Consider the following 19,893-nt stretch of genomic DNA (forward strand, 5'->3'; position numbering starts at 1 on the left):
CGAAAGTATATATCGCATCCGCGCGGGCCGGTGGCCTGAAGCGGCGGCCTCGGCGATAATGCCCGCTTTGCCGCAAGCCCCCTCCCCATGCAAGACACCGCCAGCGAAGACGCGCGCGCCCGCCTGGGCGAAACGCTGCAGGCCCACCTCGCCGAGGCAAACCGCCTGCGCCGGGCCGCCAAAACCGACCCCGCACTGCAAGCGGCCCGCCAGGCGCTACGCCAATGGCAGGCGGCGCGCCTCGCGCGCACCCACGCCGACCTGCTGGCCAGCACGCGTTACGGCGCGGCCGCCCGCTTCTTCCTGGACGAGCTCTACGGCGGCGGCGACCTCTCCGAGCGCGACCACGAGATCGCGCGCGTCGTCCCCAAGGTGGTCGCGATGCTGCCCGAAGGCGGGCTCAGGGTCGTCACGCTGGCGCTCGAGCTCGATGCGCTCTCCGAGCGGCTGGACGCGGCGATGGTCGACGCGCTGGGCGGAAACTGCCGCGCCGGCGCCATCGACGCGGCGGCCTGGGCGGCGGCGTACCGCGCGTGCGACAACCACCAGGCACGCGCGCGCCAGATCGAGCTGACCGAACAGGTCGGCAACGCGCTTAACGCGCTCACCCGCAAGCCGCTGATCGGCGTGACCCTGCGCATGATGCGCGCACCGGCCACGCTAGCCGGCCTCGCCTCGCTGCATGCCTTCCTCGAATCCGGCTACCAGAGCTTTGCCGCGATGAAAGGCGCCGACGAATTCGTCGCGGCCATCGTCGGGCGCGAGCGCGCCATCATGCAGGCTGTGTTCGCCGGCGACGACAGCGTGCTGCAAGCGGCCGGCTAATCGACCCTGACCGGGAAGGACAGCTCGCGCAGCGGCACCCCGCCCTCCCACGGCCGCCGGTACTCGAACACTAGCACGCCCTGCCCGCGCGTACGCGCCCTGAGCGTCCATTGCTCGAGCCCGCGCCCGCCGGCGAGGCCCGGCTTCTCCGGCAGGAACACCGGCTCGCCGTCCGCCTCCAGCAGCGCGCTGCCGCGCATCCGCCACGACCAGCCATAGCCGGTGCTCGGCTGCGCCGGCAATTCGACCAGCAACGCCTGCGACGGCGCAAGCGACACCGCGAGGCCGTTATCCGCCTCGGACAACACCACGCCGGCGCCCGGCGTCCTCTGCGCGCCGGCCTCCTGCCGCGGCGGCGCCGACGCACAGCCAGCCAAAATGCTTGCAAGCAGCAACAGACTGCCTGGCTTCCAGATATCCATATTCCCTCCTTACGCCGGCTGGGCCGCCGCGGGCCGACCCTCCCGCTCAAGCCGGCAGAGCCGCCAGTATAAGTGCCCGGCCGCGGATGGCGGGAGGCCTCAGGGCAGCCCGCTCACTTCGCCGCCGGACACGTCGATGGCAAAGGCCTGCGGCTGCCTGGGCAAGCCCGGCATCCTGAGCACGCTGCCAGCCATCGCGACGACAAAGCCGGCACCGGCGTTCGCGTAGAGCCGCTCGATCGGCAGCACGAAGCCCTCGGGCGCGCCGCGCAGCTTCGCGTCGTGGCTGAACGAGAACGGCGTCTTGGCGACGCACACCGGCAACTGCTCGCAGCCGAAGGCCTTGAGTTGCGCAAGGTCCGCGCGCGCGCGCGCCGACAGTTCCACCCCGGCGCCGCGGTACACCCGGCGGCAGAGCGCACCCAGCTTCTCCTCGAGTGGTGCGTCCAGCGGGTAGCTGTAGGCCGGCGCCGCGGGCGCACTGGACGCCGCGTCCATCACCGCCTGCGCAAGTTCCACCGCGCCCTCGCCGCCCTTGGCGTACCCTTCGCACACCGCGAAACGCGCGCCCTTTTCCTGCGCGTAACCGCGCACCAGCGCGATCTCGTCGTCCTCGTCGCCCGCGAAGCGGTTGAGCGCGACCACCACCCGCTGGCCGAACGCGAAGAGGTTGTCCAGATGGCGCCCCAAGTTGGCGAGGCCCTGACTGAGCGCGTCGGCGTTGCCGTGGCCCGCGTCGGAGAGCTCGACGCCGCCGTGCCAGCGCAAGGCTTTGAGCGAGGTCACCAGCACGCACGCGGCGGGCGCAAGCTTCGCCTGCCGGCACTTGATGTTGAAGAATTTTTCGGCGCCCAGGTCCGAGCCGAAGCCCGCCTCGGTCACCGCCCAGTCGGCGCACGCGAGCGCGGCGCGGGTCGCCGCCAGCGAGTTGCAGCCGTGCGCGATATTGGCGAACGGGCCGCCGTGCACGAAGGCGGGCGTGCCCTCCAGCGTCTGCACGAGGTTGGGTTTTTGCGCGTCGACTAGCAGCGCCATCAGCGCGCCGGTCGCGCCCAGCTCGGCGCAGGTGTACGGGCGGCCGTCGGCGCGCACGCCCAGCAGCAGGCGGTCCAGCCGCGCGCGCAGGTCGGCTTCGCCGTCGGCCAGGCACAGCGCGGCCATGATCTCGGACGCGGCGGTGATGTCGAAACCCGTCTCGGCCGGCACGCCGTTGGCCGGCCCGCCAAGGCCGCTGACCATCTGGCGCAGCGCGCGGTCGTTCACGTCGAGCACCCGCCGCCACAGCACTTGCTTCAACGACACCGCGCCGTGGTGGCGCGCGTTGTCGACCAGCGCGGCGAGCAGGTTGTTCGCGCTGGTGATCGCGTGGAAGTCTCCGGTGAAATGCAGGTTGATCGAGGTCGACGGCACCACCTGCGCGTAACCGCCGCCGGTCGCGCCGCCCTTCATGCCGAAACAGGGGCCGAGCGAGGGCTCGCGCAGTGCGAGCGCGGCACGCTGCCCGAGCCTGGCAAGACCGTCGGCGAGCGCGACCGACACCGTGGTCTTGCCGCTGCCCGCGGGCGTGCCGCTGGTCGCGGTCACCAGCACCAGGCGGCCGTGCGGCTGACGCGCTAAAGACAGGCCGACCTTGGCCTTGTCGCGGCCGTAAGGCTCGAACTCGTCGGGCGAGAGCCCGAGCGAGCCTGCCAGTGCTTCAATCGGACGCGGGCGCGCGAGGCGGGCGATTTCGGTATCGGACAGCATGCTTCACCTTGCAGGACTCAAAGCTCGGCAAGATATCAGCAAGTCCACACTTTCTTTTTTGCGCCAGATCACAACTGGTGCGTGCGCGTCGGGCGTGCGCGCAAAAAAAGGGGCGACGTCGCCGTCGCCCGAGTCCCATCCATACCAAATCAGAAGGATTTCGCCTTCCGGACTTCAATATAGTCGATGACAATTACATTTGCATTAAATTCGACAGATCCAGCACGACTTTCCCGAGGTTGTTGTTTTCTTCCAAATGGCGGTGCGCGTCGGCCACCGCTTCCAGCGCGAAAACCGCGTCCAGCGTGACCCTCGCCTCGCCACGCGCGAGCGCCGGCAGCACGCGGGCCTCGAGCGCGGCGGCGAGACGCGCCTTCACCTCCAGCGGCTGGGTGCGCAGCGTCGAGCCCATCACCCGCAAGCGCTTGACCAGCAACAGGCCGAGGTTGAGTTCGGCGTTGCGCCCGCCCATCACGCCGATCAGCACCAGGCGCCCGTCGGTATTGAGCGAGGCGAGGTTCTCGCGGAAATAGCTGGCGCCGACCGGGTCGAGGATCACGTCGACGCCGCCGGTAGCCTTGAGTTGGCCCGAGAACGCGCCGTCGCGGCGCGCGTTGAACACCGTCTGCGCGCCGAGCATCCGGCAAAACTCGAGCTTCTCGTCGCTGCTCGAACTGGCGAGCACGTCGGCCCCCAGCATGCGCGCCAACTGGATCGCCGCCGCGCCGACGCCGCTGGCGCCGGCGTGCACCAGGAAACGCTCGCCAGGTGCAAGCTGTGCGACCTCGACCAGGTTCAGCCACGCGGTCATCCACACTTCGGGCAGGCTCGCCGCCTCGGCCCAACCGAGGCTCGCAGGCTTGGCGATCGCCAGCGCCTCGTCCAGCAGCACATACTCGGCGTAACCGCCCCCTGCGACCAGGCCGAATACCGCGTCACCCTTGGCGAAACGCGACGCACCCTCGCCCGCGGCCTCGACCACGCCGGCGACTTCCAGCCCGAGCACGCTGGAGGCGCCGGGCGGCGGCGGGTAATGTCCTTCGCGCTGCACAATGTCGGCACGGTTGACCCCTGCGGCCATCACCCGCACCAGCAGTTCGCCCGGCCCGGGCTCGGGACGCGGCAGCTCGCCCAGATAAAGGGTATCGGCCCCACCGGGCCCGCCTTGCAGCACCGCACGCATCAACATCACCGCCTCCTCGCACCACAGCATTCCAAGCGGTTACAATAGCACGCGATGACCGATTCCTGCTTCCATTGCGGCCTGCCCGTCCCGTCGGGCGCCGCCCACCCGATCCGCTACCGCGAACGCACCGAACCGGCCTGCTGCGCCGGCTGCCAGGCCGTCGCGCAGACCATCATCGACGCCGGGCTCGACGACTACTACCAGCACCGCGACGGCAGCAGCCAACGCGCCGAGGCACTGCCGACCGAACTGCTCGAGCAGATCCGCCTGTACGACAACGAGACCCTGCAACAAAGCTTCGTCCGCAGCGAGGACGGCGACGTGCGCGAGGCGTCGCTGATCCTGGAGGGCATCACCTGCGCCGCCTGCGTGTGGCTGAACGAGCACCACCTGCAAAGGCTGGACGGCGTGCTGGCGGTCGACATCAACTACACCTCGCACCGCGCACGCGTGCGCTGGGACAACCGCAAGATCCGCCTGTCGCAGATCCTCGAGGCGATCGCGGCGATCGGCTACCGCGCGCACCCTTACGACGCCGCGCGCCAGGAGGCGCTGCAGCAGAAGGAGCGCAAGCGCGCGATCAACCGGCTGTGGGTCGCCGGCCTGTCGATGATGCAGGTGATGATGTACGCGGTGCCGGTGTACATGGCGCCGGACGGCGAGATCGAACCCAACTTCCTGTGGATGCTGCACTGGGCGAGCCTGATCCTGACCCTGCCGGTGATGGTCTACTCGGCGGTGCCGTTCTACCAGGCGTGCTGGCGTGACCTGAAGGCGCGCCGCGTCGGCATGGACACGCCGGTGACCCTCGGCATCCTGGTCACCTTCTTCGCCAGCCTGTACGCGCTGGTCAACCATATCGACCACGGCATCTACTTCGATTCGGTGTCGATGTTCGTCTTCCTGCTGCTGGGCGGGCGCTACCTGGAGGGCGTCGCCCGCCGCCGCGCAGGCTCGGCCGCCGAGAGCCTGGTCAAGCTGATCCCGGCCTTCGCGCACAAGGTGGCACGCTGGCCCGAGTCGCGCGCAAGCGAGGAGGCACCGGCCGCCCTGCTGGCCAGCGGCGACGTGATCCTGGTGCGCCCGGGCGAGACGGTACCCGCCGACGCCGAGGTGCTCGAAGGCAGCGGCAGCGCGAGCGAGGCGCTGCTCACCGGCGAGAGCGCGCCGGTGCCCAAGCAGACGGGCGACACGCTGATCGCCGGCAGCGTCAACATCGATAGCCCGCTCTACGCGCGCGTCACCGGCACCGGCGAGCACACCCGGCTCGCCGCCATCGTGCGCCTGCTCGACCTCGCGCTCGCCGAGAAGCCACGCATGGCGCGCGTCGCCGACCGCATCGCCGGCTATTTCGTGCTGGCGCTGCTGATCGCCGCCGCTGCCACCTTCGCGTGGTGGTTCCCGCAAGACCCGGAGCACGCGCTATGGGTGACCGTCGCCGTGCTGGTGATCTCCTGCCCGTGCGCGCTGTCGCTGGCGACCCCCGCCGCGCTGACCGCCGCCACCGGCGAGCTGGCGCTGGACGGCCTTCTGGTCACCCGCGGCCACACGCTGGAAACGCTCGCCGGCGCGACCGACGTGGTATTCGACAAGACCGGCACGCTGACCCACGGCCGCATGCGTCTGGTCGCCACCGACTGCACGGGCGAACTTGCGCCCGGACAGGCGCTCGCGCTGGCCGCCGCGCTCGAAGCGGGCAGCGAACACCCGATCGCGCGCGCGCTGACCGACGCGGCAGGCGCACCGTCGCTTGCCGCGCACCACCTCGCCAACCAGCCGGGTGCGGGCGTGACCGGCGAGATCGACGGACAACACTACCGGCTGGGCAAGGCGGCGTTCGCCGCCGCCGGCCGCGCGCTGCCGGTGCTCCCGCCCGCACCTGCGGGCGCGACCGAGATCTGGCTTGCCTCCGACAATGCCGTGCTCGCCCGCTTCGCCATCGGCGACAGCATGCGCGAGGACGCGGCAGCCGCGGTCACCGCCTTGCAGGCGCAAGGCCTCGCCGTGCACCTGTTGTCCGGCGACGGGGAAGCGGCGGTCGAGCGGCTCGCCGCCGAGCTTGGCATCCGCCGCCTCAAGGCCGGCGCCAGCCCCGAAGACAAGCTCGCCTACGTCAGCGACTTGCAGCAGGCCGGCCGCCGCGTGCTGATGGTCGGCGACGGCATCAACGACGCGCCGGTGCTCTCCCGCGCCGACGTCTCGGTCGCGATGGGCGGCGGCACTGACGTCGCCGCCGAGAGCGGCGACATGCTCCTGATCGGCAACCGCCTCGCGAGCCTGCCCGCGGCACTGGCCATGGCCAGACGCACCCGCCGGGTGATCCGCCAGAACCTCGCGTGGGCGGCGCTCTATAATCTGGTCGCGCTGCCGCTGGCGATGGCCGGTTTCGTCACCCCTTGGATCGCCAGCCTGGGCATGGCGGCCAGCTCGCTGATCGTCGTCGGCAACGCGGTCCGCCTCACCCGCAGAAAGCACTAGAATGGAAAGCCTGTACCTGCTGATTCCGCTGAGCCTCGTCCTCGCCTTCCTGATCGGCGGCCTGTTCTGGTGGGCGACCCGCTCGGGGCAGTTCGACGACCTCGAAGGGCCGGCGCACCGGATGATGATGGACGACGACAGCCCGCATCAAACCGACAAAAACAAAACCAAAAACATAAATAATTAAGCACGTGTAATACGTTGGTCTAAAAGAAGGGGAGGCGTGCGCATCGCCATCACAAGGGTCCGCCCCTTCGTGTAGAATCCGCGCACTTTTTTTCACCCCCCTGCGGACCAGCGAACCATGCACACCCTCCAAGCCCTGATCGGCATGCTGTTCCTGATCGGCGTGGCCTATGCGGCATCCACCAACCGCAAGGCCATCAACTGGCGCATCGTCGGCGCCGGCCTGCTGATCCAGAGCGCCCTGTTTGTCCTGATCACCTACGTCCCTGCCATCAACGGCGTGTTCAGCGCCGTCGGCACCGGCTTCGCCAAGCTCTTGTCGTTCGCCGGCGAAGGCGCCGGCTTCGTGTTCGGCGACCTGGCCAACCCGGCCAAGTTCGGCTTCATCTTCGCCTTCATCGTGCTGCCGGTGATCGTGTTCTTCTCGGCGCTGACCGCCCTGCTCTACCACCTGGGCATCCTGCAGCGCGTGGTCGCCGGCATGGCGTGGTTCATGAAGCGCACCATGAAGCTGTCCGGCCCGGAGAGCCTGACCGTCGCCGGCAACATCTTCCTCGGCCAGACCGAGGCGCCGCTGTTGATCCGCCCGTATATCCGCCACATGACCAAGTCGGAGCTCGCCTGCGTGATGGTCGCCGGCATGTCGACGCTGGCCGGCGGCGTGCTCGCCGCCTACGTGAGCTTCCTGGGCGGCGCGGACACCGCCGAGCAGGCCAGGTTCGCGACCATGCTGCTGACCGCGTCGTTCATGAACGCGCCGGCGGCCGTGGTATTCGCCAAGATCATGTTCCCCGAGGACGACGCCGAGCACGAATCCGGCCAGGACCGCCACGAAGCGGACGAGCCGGAGGACAGCACCTTCATCAGCGCGATTGTCGGCGGCGCGTTCGACGGCGCCAAGATGGCGACCGCGATCGCGACCATCCTGATCGCCATCGTCTCGCTGATCGCGATGATCAACTTCGTGCTGAAAGACGGCCTGGGCGACGCCATCGGCGTGAACGCACTGATCGCCAGCACCACCGGCGGCGTGTTCGACGGCCTGACCCTGCAATACCTGTTCGGCCAGGTGTTCCGCGTGTTCGCGTTCATGATGGGGGTGAGCTGGGCGGAGAGCCTGCAGGTCGGCTCGCTGATCGGCCAGAAGATCGTGCTCAACGAGTTCATCGCCTACCTCGACCTTGCCAAGCTGAAGGAAGCCGGCGCGCTTTCGCCGCAGGCCATCCTGATCTCGACCTTCGCGCTGTCGAGCTTCTCGAACTTCGGCTCGGTCGGCATCTCGGTCGCCGGCATCGGCGCGCTGGCGCCGAACAAGCAGAAGATCCTGGCGCAGATCGGCATGCGCGCGCTGTTGGCCGCCGTGATGGCGGGCTTCATGACCGCGACCATCGCCGGCCTGTGGCTGTCCGTGCTGTAAGCCTTCCCGGCTGACAACACGAGGGGGAAGCGGCTACCATGCCGCTTCCCTCTTTTTTCGACCGGACCCGCCGTGCAGGCTTCGTTCAGCTTCTTCTCCACCCGCCGCTTCCTGCCGCTCTTCTCGACGCAATTCCTCGGCGCGTTCAACGACAACCTGCTCAAGACCGCGATCGTGGTGATGATCAGCTACCAGGGCTTGTCGATGGCGGGGCTGGGGCCGGCCATGCTGGTCAACGTGTGCGCGGGCGTGTTCATCCTGCCCTACTTCCTGTTCTCGGCCAGCGCCGGCAAGCTCTCCGAAAAGATCGACAAGGCGGTACTCGCCCGCGCGATCAAGCTCGCCGAGATCCTGATCATGGTGCTCGCCGCCGCCGGTTTCTGGCACGCGTCCGCGCCCTTGCTGATTGGCGCCCTCTTTTTGATGGGCGTGCACTCGACCTTCTTCGGCCCGCTCAAGTACTCGGTGCTGCCGCAATACCTGAAGGAGCGCGAGCTGGTCGGCGGCAACGGGCTGATCGAGATGGGCACCTTCCTCGCGATCCTGCTCGGGCAGATCGGCGGCAGCGTGCTGATCCAGCACGGCCACCTGACGATCACCCTGCTGCTATCCGCCGTCGCGATCGCCGGCTACGCGGCCAGCCGCGCGATGCCGCCGGCGCCACCCGCCAGCCCCGAGATCAGGCTCTCGTTCAATATCGCCGACGACACCGCGACGCTGGTTTCCCGCGCGTGGCGGATGCGCGACGTGCGCGCAGCCATCCTCGGCATCTCGTGGTTCTGGCTGATGGGCTCGGTGTACACCACCCAGTTGCCGACCTTCACCCGCCTCAATCTCGGCGGCGACGCCGACGTCTACACGCTGATGCTCGCGCTCTTCTCGCTGGGCATCGGCCTGGGGTCCGTCGTGTGCGCCAAGCTCTCGCAGGGCCGGCTGCAACTGGGGCTGGTGCTCGTTGGCAGCGCCGGCATGAGCGTGTTCGGCCTCGACCTGGCGCTCGCCGCGTACACGCCGCACCAGGGCCCGCTGCTGACGCTTGGCGAGTACCTGATGCAGCCGGGACATGTACGCGAAATGGCCGCGCTGACCCTGCTCGGCTTCTTCGGCGGCTTCTTCACCGTGCCGCTGTATACCTGGCTGCAAACGGCGAGCCCGGACGACTTCCGCTCGCAGGCGATCGCCGTCAACAACATCGTCAACGGCCTCTATATGGTGCTCGCCGCAGCCTTGAGCGTCGCCGTGCTGGCGCTGACCGACAATATCGCGCTGCTGCTCGCCGGCGCCGCCGTGCTCAACCTGCTCGCCAGCCTGCACCTGGTCGCGTGCGCGCCGCGCATCTGGCAGGAACGGATCGCGTGGTTCACGGCGCTCAAACGCGCGCCGCGCTAGCGCCATTTGCGCCAGATCAGAACAAGAACAAAGCACTTGCTTTATTTTTACCGAACGCCGGCTACTGCCGGCGTCATGCCTGCCGCCCCGCACCTCGCGTACGACCAGAGCCGACAAAGGCCACCGGGCGGCCTCTACATTCGGTCGAAATAAAGGAAAGATCCCCATGATCTGGTTTCTCATCGCCTGTGGCCTGCTGATCGGCGGCTACTTCGTCTACGGCGCCTTCGTCGAACGCGTGTTTGGCCCCAAACCCGCGCGCGCCACCCCCGCCGCCAGCCACGCCGACGGCGTCGACTACGTCGAGATGCCGACCGCCAAGGTCTGGCTGATCCAGTTGCTCAACATCGCCGGCATCGGCCCGATCTTCGGCCCCATCCTGGGCGCGCTGTACGGCCCGGTCGCCATGCTGTGGATCGTGTTCGGCTGCATCTTCGCCGGCGCCGTGCACGACTACTTCTCGGGGATGCTCAGCGTGCGCGCCGGCGGCGCGTCGGTGCCGTCGGTGGTCGGCCAGCACCTGGGGAACGTGGTGCGCCAGTTCATGAACGCGTTCGCGCTGCTCTTGCTGATGCTGGTCGGCGTGGTGTTCGTGTTGAGCCCGGCCGGCCTGCTGGCCAACCTGACCGGCACCGAGGTCGCGATCTGGACCGCGGTGATCTTCGCCTACTACATCCTCGCCACCGTGGTGCCGGTCGACAAGATCATCGGCCGCGTCTACCCCTTCTTCGGCGCGCTGCTGCTGTTCATGTCGATCAGCCTGATCGTCGGCCTCGCGCTGTCCGACCACAGCTTCTACTCGGCCGGCCTCGACTTCGGCACCAATATGCACCCGGGCGAGCTGCCGCTGTGGCCGCTGCTCTTCATCACCATCGCCTGCGGTGCGCTGTCGGGCTTCCACGCGACGCAGTCGCCGCTGATGGCCCGCTGCATGGCCAACGAGAAGCACGGCCGCTTCGTGTTCTACGGCGCGATGATCGGCGAGGGCGTGATCGCGCTGATCTGGTGCACGCTCGGCCTGTCGTTCTACGACAGCCCGGCGGCGATGCAGGCGACCATGGCCGCCGGCGGCCCGGCCAAGGTGGTGCACGAGGTGTCGACCTCGCTGTTGGGCATGACCGGCGGCGTGCTGGCCGTGCTCGGCGTGATCGTGCTGCCGATCACCTCGGGCGACACCGCGTTCCGCTCGGCACGCCTGATCGTCGCCGAACTGATCAAGCTGCCGCAAAAGGCGATCGGCAAGCGCATGCTCATCGCGGTGCCGATGTTCGCCGTCGGCCTCGCGCTCAGCTATGTCGACTTCAACGTGATCTGGCGCTACTTCGGCTGGGCCAACCAGGCGACCGCCAGCATCATGCTGTGGACCGCCGCCGCCTACCTGATGCGCCACGGCAAGTTCCACTGGATCTGCACCGTACCGGCCCTGTTCATGAGCGCGGTGTGCATCACCTACCTTGCCAACGCGCCGATCGGCTTCGGCCTTGATTTGACCACCTCGACGGTGATCGGCGTCGCCGGCGCCATTGCGCTGGCCGTGCTGTTTTTCGTCAAGGTGCGCCGCTGCGACGCGGCGATCGCCGCCGAACAGCAGGCGTAAACGGGCAAACGGGCGGCGCTTCGCCGCCCGTCAATGACGATCGGGTAGACAGCGCCCCGTTTCCGCCTTAAATTGGCCGCCTCGACCCAGCCCGAACACGGCCGATGCAGCCCAAGCCCACCCTTCCCTACCCGCTCGCCTTCGCGCTGAGCCCCTGCGCGCAACTGATTGCCGACGCAGACGGCGTGATCGTCGCGGCCAACCAGGCCGCCTGCCGCCTGCTGGGCGCAGGGGAAGCGGCGCTGTGCGGCACGCGTTGCGCGCCCTTGCCGGCCAACGCTAACGAACGCGCGCTAGGCGGCGGCTTGCGGCTGATCGTGCTCGAGCCCGAATGCGCCGCGGCGTCCGCCGGGCTGCCGATGAGCGTGGGCAAGTCGGTACTCGAACTCATCGCGCACGGCGCGCCGCTACCCCGGGTGCTGACCGCCCTCGCGCAGGGCATCGAACGCGCGAATCCCGAGGTGCGCGCAAGCATCCTGTTGCTCGCGCGCGACAACCGCCACCTGCTGCTGGGCGCCGCCCCCAGCCTGCCCGACTTCTACAACGAGGCCGTGCACGGCCTCGCGATCGGCGACGGTGTCGGCGCCTGCGGCACCGCCGCCGCGCGCGGCGAGCGCGTCATCGTCGAGGACATCGCCAGCCACCCCTACTGGGCGCCCTATACCGCGCTTGCGCGCGCCGCCGACCTTGCCGCGTGCTGGTCGGAGCCCGTCGTCAACCCGGCAGGCAAGGTGCTCGGCACCTTCGCGCTCTACCACGCCCGCCCGGCCTCGCCAACCGAGGCCGACATCGCGGCGATCACCGAGGCCGCGCACCTTGCCTCGGTCGCCATCGAGCGCAGCCGCACCCTCGAGGCGATGCAGCTCTCCGACCTGATCCTGCGCGCCAGCAGCGAAGCGATGCTGGTGATGGACGAAGCGCGGCGCATCCAGACGGTGAACCCGGCGTTCACCACGCTGACCGGCTACCCGGAAAGCGAGGCGGTCGGGCTGGACGCGCGCGTGCTGCGCGGCCCGTCCAACCGTCCCGAGCGCATCGACATGGTCGAGGCCGAGTTGAGGGCCAAGGGCCGCTGGCAGGGCGAATTCTGGCTGGCGACACGGGAAGGCGCCGAGTTTCCGGCGCGGCTGACGCTGGACAGCGTCGCGCACGGCAGCCACACCCACACCGTCGCCATCTTCTCCGACTTCTCGCAAAAGAAGGCCGCCGAGCGGGCGATCTGGCAGCAGGCCAACCACGACAACCTGACCGGGCTACCCAACCGGCGCCACCTGCTCGACCGCCTCGCGCGCCAGATTACGGCCAGCGCAGGCCGGCTCGCGGTGCTGTTCGTCGACCTCGACCACTTCAAGAACGTCAACGACAGCCAGGGCCACGGCGCGGGCGACGCGCTGCTGGTCGAGGCGGGCCGGCGCCTGCTCTCGTGCGTGCGCGCCGGCGACATGGTCGCGCGCATCGGCGGCGACGAATTCGTCGTACTGGTGGCCGAGGCAGACAAGGTACAGGCAGGCCGGCTGGCCGAGCGCATCCTCGACGCGCTGTGCCGGCCCTTCGTGCTGAACGGCGAGGCCTGCCATATCAGCGCCAGCGTCGGCGTCGCGCTGCACGACACGTTTGCCGGTGTCGACGCCGAGACGCTGCTCGGGCAGGCGGACCTCGCGATGTACGCGGCCAAGCAGCAGGGGCGCAACAGCGCGCACTTCTACGTGGACGCCCTGCAGCAGGCGGCGCTCGAGCGCTCGCAGATGCTGCGCGAACTGCGCGACGCGCTCAGGCGCCAGGCGTTCACGCTGGTCTACCAGCCCGTCGTCGAGCTGGCCACCGGCCGCATCCGCAAGGCCGAGGCGCTGCTGCGCTGGCAGAACGACGCGGGCGAGCCGGTCAGCCCCGACCGTTTCATCCCGCTGGCCGAAGAGGCCGGGCTGATGCCCGAGATCGGCGAATGGGTGCTGCAGCAGGCGGCGAAGCAGGCCGCGCGCTGGCGCCGGCTGGACCCCGGCTTCGTGGTCAGCGTCAACGTCTCGCCGGTGCAGTTCAGGCGCGAGCGCAGCAGCGTGCCGCTCACCGAGACCATCGCATCGCTCTCAGGCATCGCCGTCGAGATCACCGAAGGCGTGCTGCTCGACGCCGACCCCGCCGTACAGACACAACTGTTGCGCCTGCGCGACGCCGGCGTCGAGGTAGCGATCGACGACTTCGGCACCGGCTACTCGTCGCTCGCCTACCTGCAGAAGTTCGACATCGACAGCCTGAAGATCGACCGCCGCTTCGTGCAGCACCTGCACCTGAGCGGCGTCGACCTCGCCCTGTGCGAGGCCGTCATCGTGATGGCGCACAAGCTGGGCTTAAGCGTGGTCGCCGAAGGGATAGAGTGCGAGGCGCAGCGCGCGCTGCTCGCGCGCGCCGGCTGCGACTACGGGCAGGGCTTCCTGTTCTCGCCGGGCGTACCCGCCGACGCGCTGACCGCCCAGCTGGTTGCCGGCCGCGCCGCCGAGACTTCGAGCGCGCCGTAGCCCAGCGCCTCGCGCCGCGAGCACACTGGGGCGAGCGCCGCCTTGTCCAGCGTCGCGAGCACCGCCTCGGGCTCGGGCTTGCCGTGCCACCAGAAGAGCCACAGCGCGTCGCGCGGCGGCCACATCCACAGCACGCGCTGGTAAACGCCCCCGCCCGCCTCCAGGGTTTCCGGCTCGCGCCCGACCTCGTGCCACTGCCCGTCCAGCGGGCCGCCGACCAACAGGATACGCATGCTGCCTCCTCGTGATTGTCCCGCCCATCCTCGCACGGCCAGCGCCACCCGCCCTTGCCCGGCGTCAAAAAAAGCGCCCGCTATCCTGCAGGGCAGGACAAACGCAAAACCGGTAGAATCAGTCACCGCCTGAACACTGGAAGCCCATGCCCCGCCCTGTCCCGTCACTCGCCATCATCCTCGCTGCCCTCGGCACCCTCGGCCCCTTCGCGATCGACACCTTCCTGCCGGCGATGCCGGCAATCGCAGGCGCCTTGTCCGTCGACGAAACGCAGACGCCGCTGATCCTCTCCGCCTATATGGCGAGCTTCGGGCTGATGATGCTGTGGCACGGCGCGATCGCCGACGCCATCGGCCGCCGCCCGGTACTGCTCGCCGGCACCTTCTGCTACGCGTTGGCCGCGCTGGGCTGCACCTTCGCAGACAGCTTCGCCGAACTGGTCGCCTTCAGGGTGCTGCAAGGGGTCAGCGGCGGGGTCGGCCTGATCGTCGGACGCGCCATCATCCGCGACTGCTACCAGGGCATCGCCGCGCAGAAGCTGATGTCGCAGGTGACCATGCTGTTCGCGCTCTCGCCGGCGATGGCGCCGGTGATCGGCGGCTGGCTGTATTCGGCCTTCGGCTGGCGCGCGGTGTTCGCCTTCATGGCGGTGGTCGGCGCCGTGCTGTTCGTGATGTGCGTGACCGCCCTGCCCGAGACGCACCCGCCCGAAAAGCGCACGCCGCTGGCCGCGCGCGCGCTCCTCGCCAACTATCGCGCCGTCGCCGGCAACCCGCGCTTTCGCCTCTATACCGTCGCAGTCAGCCTGAACTTCGTCGGCTTCTTCGTCTACGTGCCTTCCGCGCCGGCCATGCTGATCGGCCAGCTCGGGCTCGGCCCGAACGATTTTTTGTGGCTGTTCGGCCCGGCGGTGGCCGGCATGATCACGGGCGCGTGGCTGTCCGGCCGCGCCGCCGGCCGCTTTACCGCACGCCAGGCGGTCAACGCGGGCTACGTGATGATGCTGACCGCGGCGCTTACCAGCGTCGCCCACGCGCTCCTGTTCCCGCCCGCGCTGCCCGCGAGCGTGCTGCCGATCGGGCTTTACACCATGGGGATGTCGCTGGCCGCACCGTCGATCACGCTGGCCATCCTCGACTTGTTCCCCGCGCAACGCGGTACCGCCTCCTCGATGCAGGGCTTCGTGCAGACGCTGACCGGCGCCATCGTCGCCGGCGCCCTCGCCCCGCTGATCTGGCACAGCGTGACGCTGTTAGCTACTGCCTCGCTCGCCTTCTGCGCACTGGGCCTCGTCTTCGTCCGCCTCGCCCGCCGCCATGCGCCGCCGACGCCGGCGTCTTGAAGTTCCCAACAAAAACGCTGCCGATGGCAGCGTTTTTGTTGGGGGTGCTGGCGTTTGTCGGACAGCAGGATGTGGCTCGCCAACTGAAGGCTAACTGCTTTTTCGCCGAGCCGTACAGTTCCTGGCAGCGTGGCTGCAACGAGCATTTGAACGGACTGGTACGGCAATACTTCCAGAAAGGAAAGACCGATTTTACAAAAGTGACGCAGACGGAGCTGGACGAGGTCGAGCGGAAGTTGAACCATCGACCGAGAAAACGGCTTGGCTGGCATTCGCCAGCCAAGGTCTTCCGGCCTGCAGCGCGTTGCACTTACTTTTTGAATCCGCCGTTTGGAGCATCATGGAACGCTACCCAGAGAATACAAACATTACATTGGATGACTTCAATACTTGTGGTTGGCGCGAGTCATTGGAAGAAGCACGTCGAGAAGATTATTCATCGATGTGGCAACAACTGTCTTCGAGAGCCAGAAAGGCTACAGAAGGAGGTAATTTGGCAGCAGGGAAAGTGCTTTGGTTACTCGCTGATGCCTGCTCAATGATATTAAAGCCTAATAGTTTGAATGAGCCATTTGCCCCTTGCATGGTGACGGATGGAAAACGTTCGGCACTTCCAGAAGACTTTAAAAAAGAAGACATCGAGTTCTTTTCGAAAATCATACCCCTGATTGATGAGCCCAAATTGTGCGCCAGAATTTCAGATATAGTGTGGTTACTACAAAAGCCAAGAAATCCTCAGAATGCACTCTTTGCCATTGATAATTATAGAAGCATTGAAATTATCACCGAAAATTGGATTCGTGATGATCGGGAATGTTGGGATAGGGCTATACAACTATGCTTAATGCTCCGGGCTGGCGCAGGCGAAAGATTAAAAGAAATTGAATCAAAAATTCTTGAAAAACTGAAAGAATCAAAGCCAGAAGATGGATATTTGGCCAACTGGCTAGCTGATTTGCTTTCAAAGCACCACTTGGGCGCAAAAGACAAGAAGGATATAGCTGAAAAACTAGAGTTGCTTGCCACTTTCTTTGAAGAGTCTGGCGATCTTCGTAGGGCAAAGGATTATTTAGATGCTGCATCGGAATGGTATAAAAAATCCGAAGATGCTGAGCAATCAACAGTGATGATTGTTAGGAATGCAGAATGCTGGGTAAAGGAAGCAATTGCACGGCAGGCTGATATTAACCCTAGCAACATGGTTGCCGCTAGCTTTTATGAAAGTGCGATACATAAATACAGAACAATTCCAAGAGCATTACGCGATATACACAAAGTAGAGGAAAGAATCGCTGAGCTCAGGAGATTAATGAATGAAGCAGGAGAAAATTCACTTAATGAAATGGGCCAAATTACATCCGGGCCAATAGATATCACAGAACTAATTGAAAAATCGATCAAAGCGGTAAAGGGGATAGAATTAACTGAAGCACTATTACATTTTGCAAACCTCTATAGAGGTGCTCGTGCTGAAAAGATACGAAGTTTCTCTTTGGAAATGATAAGGAATCACCCCTTGCAATCGCTGTTTGCTGCTACTCATATATCATCCGACGGAAGAGTAATTGCAAAAAAACCAGCTGCGGATCTGGGTGGAGAAAATCAAGAGGCGGTTATTTGGCCGGAAATGATCAAGCACTACGGCATGGAACTAAATTTGGTAGTGCAAGGAGATATTTGGCCAGCCCTTGAAGTAATTAGGCAATAACACAGATTGAAAGAGGCCGATTTTTATTCGCTTGTAAAAAGGTCGCCTGTGGTGCCACCAGATAGAGTACGACTAGTGGCAAAAGCTCTTTTCCAAGGCTTCGATGGAGATTTCGTTAGTGCCCTGCATTTGCTTATTCCCCAGATAGAAAACTTAGTTAGATATCACCTTAAACAGCATGGGGAAAAAACATCCAATATTGATATTAACGGCATAGAGAACGAAAACGGGCTTAGCACATTGCTGGATAATTCAAAGGTTGAGGATATTTTCGGAAAAGACCTTGCGTTCGAATTAAAAGCGATATTTTGCGACCCTTTCGGGCCTAATTTACGAAATGAATTGGCTCATGGTCTTATCGGGTTTGAGGAAAGCCAAAATATATATTCAATCTATGCTTGGTGGTTTGCCTTTCGACTTGTATTCAACACATTTTGGAACGCAAGTCGCGCCAACCAACAAGCAAACGAAGGTTCATCAGAAGATAATGCCTAACAAAAGCATGCACTCGGACAGCCAAAAGCGTCGCTCCTTCGTCGCGCCGATTTTAGCTACCGGTGATGCAAGGCGTTAGGCATCTCATGAGCGAACAGCCGACTGCCACGATGGAAGACCTGCTCAAAGCTTTGGAGGAAAGCGACGATGAAAGACGAGCTGCCCGCGCTGAGCGGAATGTGTGGCTGTCACTCCACAAGCCTAGCGTGTCGGTTTTTATGGGGCGAACCGAGTCGCTGCAAGTGCTCCGCGAAGCCCGGGAAGTTTTTGTTGATGGGCATTTCGTTGCATCGTTGCTGATGGCGGTCTCTTTCATTGAGCACACGCTCGTTGAGGAGCTTCAACTCCTAGGCCATACGAAGGGCAGCCCGACACTTGGGCAAGCGATCGCGATCGCTCAAGATAAGAAGGTATTCCCCGCAGATTGGCTCGAACGAGCAAAGACGCTGAGCCTGCGCCGCAATCCCTTTGCCCATCTTAAAGAAGGCTGGCATCAGCATGCCCTTGCCACGCGCGTGCGCGACGAGCGACGGCATCCGGTTTCAATCATGGAGTCCGACGCGAAGGATGCAATCGACCTTATGTACAACTTCTTCGTTGCAACATTGCGCCCGATGCCTAACTAGTCGCTCGAGCCGACTCGCGTCGGCAGGCCGCCGCGAGTCGGCTCAGCTACAACGTCAGCTCGCCTCCCCCACCGCGACGCCCTGGCAGGCTTCCGGCGGGATGGACAGCGCTGCGACGCGTGCGCGCTAGGCGGCGAATGCGTCACTCTCGCAATGCGCGCGTCAGGCGTCCGGCGTGCCCTGCCCCTGCATGCGCGCGAGGCGGGCAGCGAGTTCGGGCTGCACCGGCGGCACAAGAGATGCCAGCAATTCGTCGGCCAAATCTGGCCGGTTGCACACCAGCACCATGTCGCAGCCGGCGGCAAACGCCGCGTCGGCGCGCGCGCCGATATTGCCGACACCGGCGGCGCCTTCCATGGTCAGGTCGTCCGAGAAGATCACCCCGTCAAAACCCAGTTCGCCGCGCAGGATGTCCTGCAGCCACACGCGCGAGAAACCGGCCGGCAGACTGTCCACCGCCGGGTAGACCACGTGCGCCGGCATCACCGCGCTCATGCCGGCCGCGGCGAGCGCGGCGAAGGGCTTGAGGTCGTCGGCCCTGAGTTCGGCCAGGCTGCGCTTGTCGACCGGGATCACGTGGTGGCTGTCGCCCTCGACAAAACCTTGACCGGGGAAATGCTTGCCGCAGCTACCCATGCCGCCGGCGGCAAGCCACCCTGCGAGGCTGACGTTGGACGTGACAGGCCGGAGGACACCAAACAGTGAAGCCGTTTGATGTTTCGCTGACGGACTAGCCATGTAAAGCCGTCACTTGTTGCCTCGAAGCCACGGTAAGCGCTCGCCTTTGACCATGCAGATCACGACCAGCAAGAGCGTGAGCGCACCGGTGTAGGCGAAGAAGCACAGAGCGCCATGGCGCGGCAGCACTGCGCCCGCACCCGCCAAGACCAAGGCGAAATAGATGACGCAGACGAGCCAACCCTGCCACGCTGTGGGCAGCCCCCACCCCCAGCCGGAACGCTTCGCGGGAAACCAGTATTTCTTTTCAGTCGATGCCACAGTGTTTCCGCAATCCGCGAATAGACGTACCAATTGTGATAGTGCATCCCGGGGCCTGATGCTTGCCCCCCTCGGGCAGAACTGCAGAACTAGCGCTGCAGCCCGCTTGAGCCTCTTGCTCTAGGCGGTCGGGTTGGGAGGCTTCTTTCGTCCACTAGCATAGGAGCACCCGAACACGTCCGCGCAGCGGACGCAACCACCGCGCGCAACCTCACCCACTTACGAACGGCGCATCGCCAGATGGATGATCGGGTATGGCCTTCCTTGGGCATCGACAGAAGAGCGACCGGTCCGTTTGAATCCCATTTTTTCGTAGAAGCCGATAGCCTGGCCATTCTGCTCATTGACATCGGTAGTCATTGCCGGGTGAATCGACAGTCCGTGCCGGACTAGCGAGGCGCCAATTCCTTCACCCCTGAAAGCCGGATCAACGAACAGCGCCTCCATATGCCCATCATCGATCAGCATGAACGCCAGAGGATAACCATGGGCATCAACGGCCAGCCAGAGCGTAGCTTTCGGCAGAAAATCGCAGACCAGTTCATCGATGGCCTGGCGATCCTCTGGAGACAGGAAGTCATGGGTGGCATCAACCGCGCGGCGCCAGATTTCAACAACACGCGCACCCTCGTCTGGACGAGAAAGTCGGATAGATATCATCTTCAAATAATTAGCCATGAATTGATTTCAATTGAAAAACGCCGACCTGAAGGTCGGCATTTTATTAAAA

The 19,893-nt window shown here is 65.3% G+C and carries 18 protein-coding genes; 11 read left to right on the plus strand and 7 right to left on the minus strand.

The annotated features are described in order from the left end of the window. Positions 1-87: 87 nt before the first annotated feature. Positions 88-825 (plus strand): FFLEELY motif protein, encoded by a 738-nt coding sequence (locus E5K04_RS02150; RefSeq protein ID WP_205700270.1) that lies wholly within the window; start codon positions 88-90, stop codon positions 823-825. Here E5K04_RS02150 and E5K04_RS02155 read toward each other — a convergent pair. The 3 genes from E5K04_RS02155 to E5K04_RS02165 form a co-directional block, all read right to left on the minus strand. After that, complete coding sequence (locus tag E5K04_RS02155; protein WP_136551255.1) at positions 822-1,247, minus strand: protease inhibitor I42 family protein; 426 nt, start codon at positions 1,245-1,247, stop codon at positions 822-824. The genes E5K04_RS02150 and E5K04_RS02155 overlap by 4 nt on opposite strands. 99 nt (positions 1,248-1,346) lie before the next feature. Next, a complete protein-coding gene (locus E5K04_RS02160; RefSeq protein ID WP_136551256.1) occupies positions 1,347-2,993 on the minus strand; it encodes a formate--tetrahydrofolate ligase in 1,647 nt (548 codons plus the stop codon). Between the two features lie 193 nt (positions 2,994-3,186). Next, on the minus strand, positions 3,187-4,182 hold the full coding sequence (locus tag E5K04_RS02165) for an NAD(P)H-quinone oxidoreductase (protein ID WP_136551257.1): 996 nt from the start codon (positions 4,180-4,182) through the stop codon (positions 3,187-3,189). A 48-nt stretch (positions 4,183-4,230) separates the two neighbouring features. Between E5K04_RS02165 and E5K04_RS02170 the strand changes: the two genes are divergently transcribed. The 6 genes from E5K04_RS02170 (at position 4,231) to E5K04_RS02195 (ending at position 13,759) form a co-directional block, all read left to right on the plus strand. Further along, positions 4,231-6,657, plus strand: a complete 2,427-nt coding sequence (locus tag E5K04_RS02170) for a heavy metal translocating P-type ATPase (RefSeq protein ID WP_136551258.1) — start codon at positions 4,231-4,233, stop codon at positions 6,655-6,657. 1 nt (position 6,658) lies between these two features. Beyond that, entirely contained in the window at positions 6,659-6,844 is a 186-nt protein-coding gene (gene ccoS / locus E5K04_RS02175; protein ID WP_136551259.1) for a cbb3-type cytochrome oxidase assembly protein CcoS, read from the plus strand. Positions 6,845-6,961: 117 nt separating this feature from the next. Next, positions 6,962-8,260: a NupC/NupG family nucleoside CNT transporter gene (locus E5K04_RS02180; RefSeq protein ID WP_136551260.1), complete on the plus strand. Its 1,299-nt coding sequence runs from the start codon at positions 6,962-6,964 to the stop codon at positions 8,258-8,260. Between the two features lie 72 nt (positions 8,261-8,332). Continuing rightward, positions 8,333-9,649 carry an MFS transporter gene (locus E5K04_RS02185; protein WP_136551261.1) on the plus strand — a complete coding sequence of 439 codons (1,317 nt, stop codon included), beginning with the start codon at positions 8,333-8,335 and terminating at the stop codon, positions 9,647-9,649. 166 nt (positions 9,650-9,815) lie between these two features. Beyond that, on the plus strand, positions 9,816-11,246 hold the full coding sequence (locus tag E5K04_RS02190; protein ID WP_136551262.1) for a carbon starvation CstA family protein: 1,431 nt from the start codon (positions 9,816-9,818) through the stop codon (positions 11,244-11,246). A gap of 104 nt (positions 11,247-11,350) precedes the next feature. Next, positions 11,351-13,759, plus strand: coding sequence for a sensor domain-containing protein (locus tag E5K04_RS02195; RefSeq protein ID WP_136551263.1), 2,409 nt, complete (start codon positions 11,351-11,353; stop codon positions 13,757-13,759). Here the strand turns inward: E5K04_RS02195 and E5K04_RS02200 are convergent. After that, complete coding sequence (locus E5K04_RS02200) at positions 13,660-13,992, minus strand: hypothetical protein (RefSeq protein WP_136551264.1); 333 nt, start codon at positions 13,990-13,992, stop codon at positions 13,660-13,662. The two genes, E5K04_RS02195 and E5K04_RS02200, sit on opposite strands and share 100 nt — an antisense overlap. A 146-nt stretch (positions 13,993-14,138) precedes the next feature. Between E5K04_RS02200 and E5K04_RS02205 the strand changes: the two genes are divergently transcribed. The 4 genes from E5K04_RS02205 (at position 14,139) to E5K04_RS02215 (ending at position 18,164) form a co-directional block, all read left to right on the plus strand. After that, entirely contained in the window at positions 14,139-15,335 is a 1,197-nt protein-coding gene (locus E5K04_RS02205) for a multidrug effflux MFS transporter (RefSeq protein ID WP_136551265.1), read from the plus strand. Between the two features lie 340 nt (positions 15,336-15,675). Beyond that, the gene (locus E5K04_RS02210) at positions 15,676-17,043 is read left to right on the plus strand and encodes a DUF7380 domain-containing protein (protein WP_205700271.1); all 1,368 of its coding nucleotides are present in this window, start codon (positions 15,676-15,678) and stop codon (positions 17,041-17,043) included. A 6-nt stretch (positions 17,044-17,049) separates the two neighbouring features. Then, a complete protein-coding gene (locus E5K04_RS16715; RefSeq protein ID WP_205700272.1) occupies positions 17,050-17,538 on the plus strand; it encodes a DUF4209 domain-containing protein in 489 nt (162 codons plus the stop codon). 86 nt (positions 17,539-17,624) lie between these two features. Then, positions 17,625-18,164 (plus strand): hypothetical protein, encoded by a 540-nt coding sequence (locus E5K04_RS02215; RefSeq protein WP_136551266.1) that lies wholly within the window; start codon positions 17,625-17,627, stop codon positions 18,162-18,164. Positions 18,165-18,326: 162 nt separating this feature from the next. Here E5K04_RS02215 and nagZ read toward each other — a convergent pair whose 3' ends face one another. The 3 genes from nagZ to E5K04_RS02230 form a co-directional block, all read right to left on the minus strand. Beyond that, positions 18,327-18,902, minus strand: coding sequence for a beta-N-acetylhexosaminidase (nagZ, locus tag E5K04_RS02220; protein WP_168929133.1), 576 nt, complete (start codon positions 18,900-18,902; stop codon positions 18,327-18,329). A gap of 9 nt (positions 18,903-18,911) precedes the next feature. Then, entirely contained in the window at positions 18,912-19,163 is a 252-nt protein-coding gene (locus E5K04_RS02225; protein ID WP_136551267.1) for a hypothetical protein, read from the minus strand. 219 nt (positions 19,164-19,382) lie between these two features. Beyond that, on the minus strand, positions 19,383-19,841 hold the full coding sequence (locus E5K04_RS02230; protein ID WP_235844214.1) for an acetyltransferase: 459 nt from the start codon (positions 19,839-19,841) through the stop codon (positions 19,383-19,385). Positions 19,842-19,893: the final 52 nt, after the last annotated feature.

It is taken from the genome of Crenobacter intestini (assembly GCF_004919095.1).
In the GTDB taxonomy this organism is placed as follows: Bacteria; Pseudomonadota; Gammaproteobacteria; order Burkholderiales; family Chromobacteriaceae; genus Craterilacuibacter; species Craterilacuibacter intestini.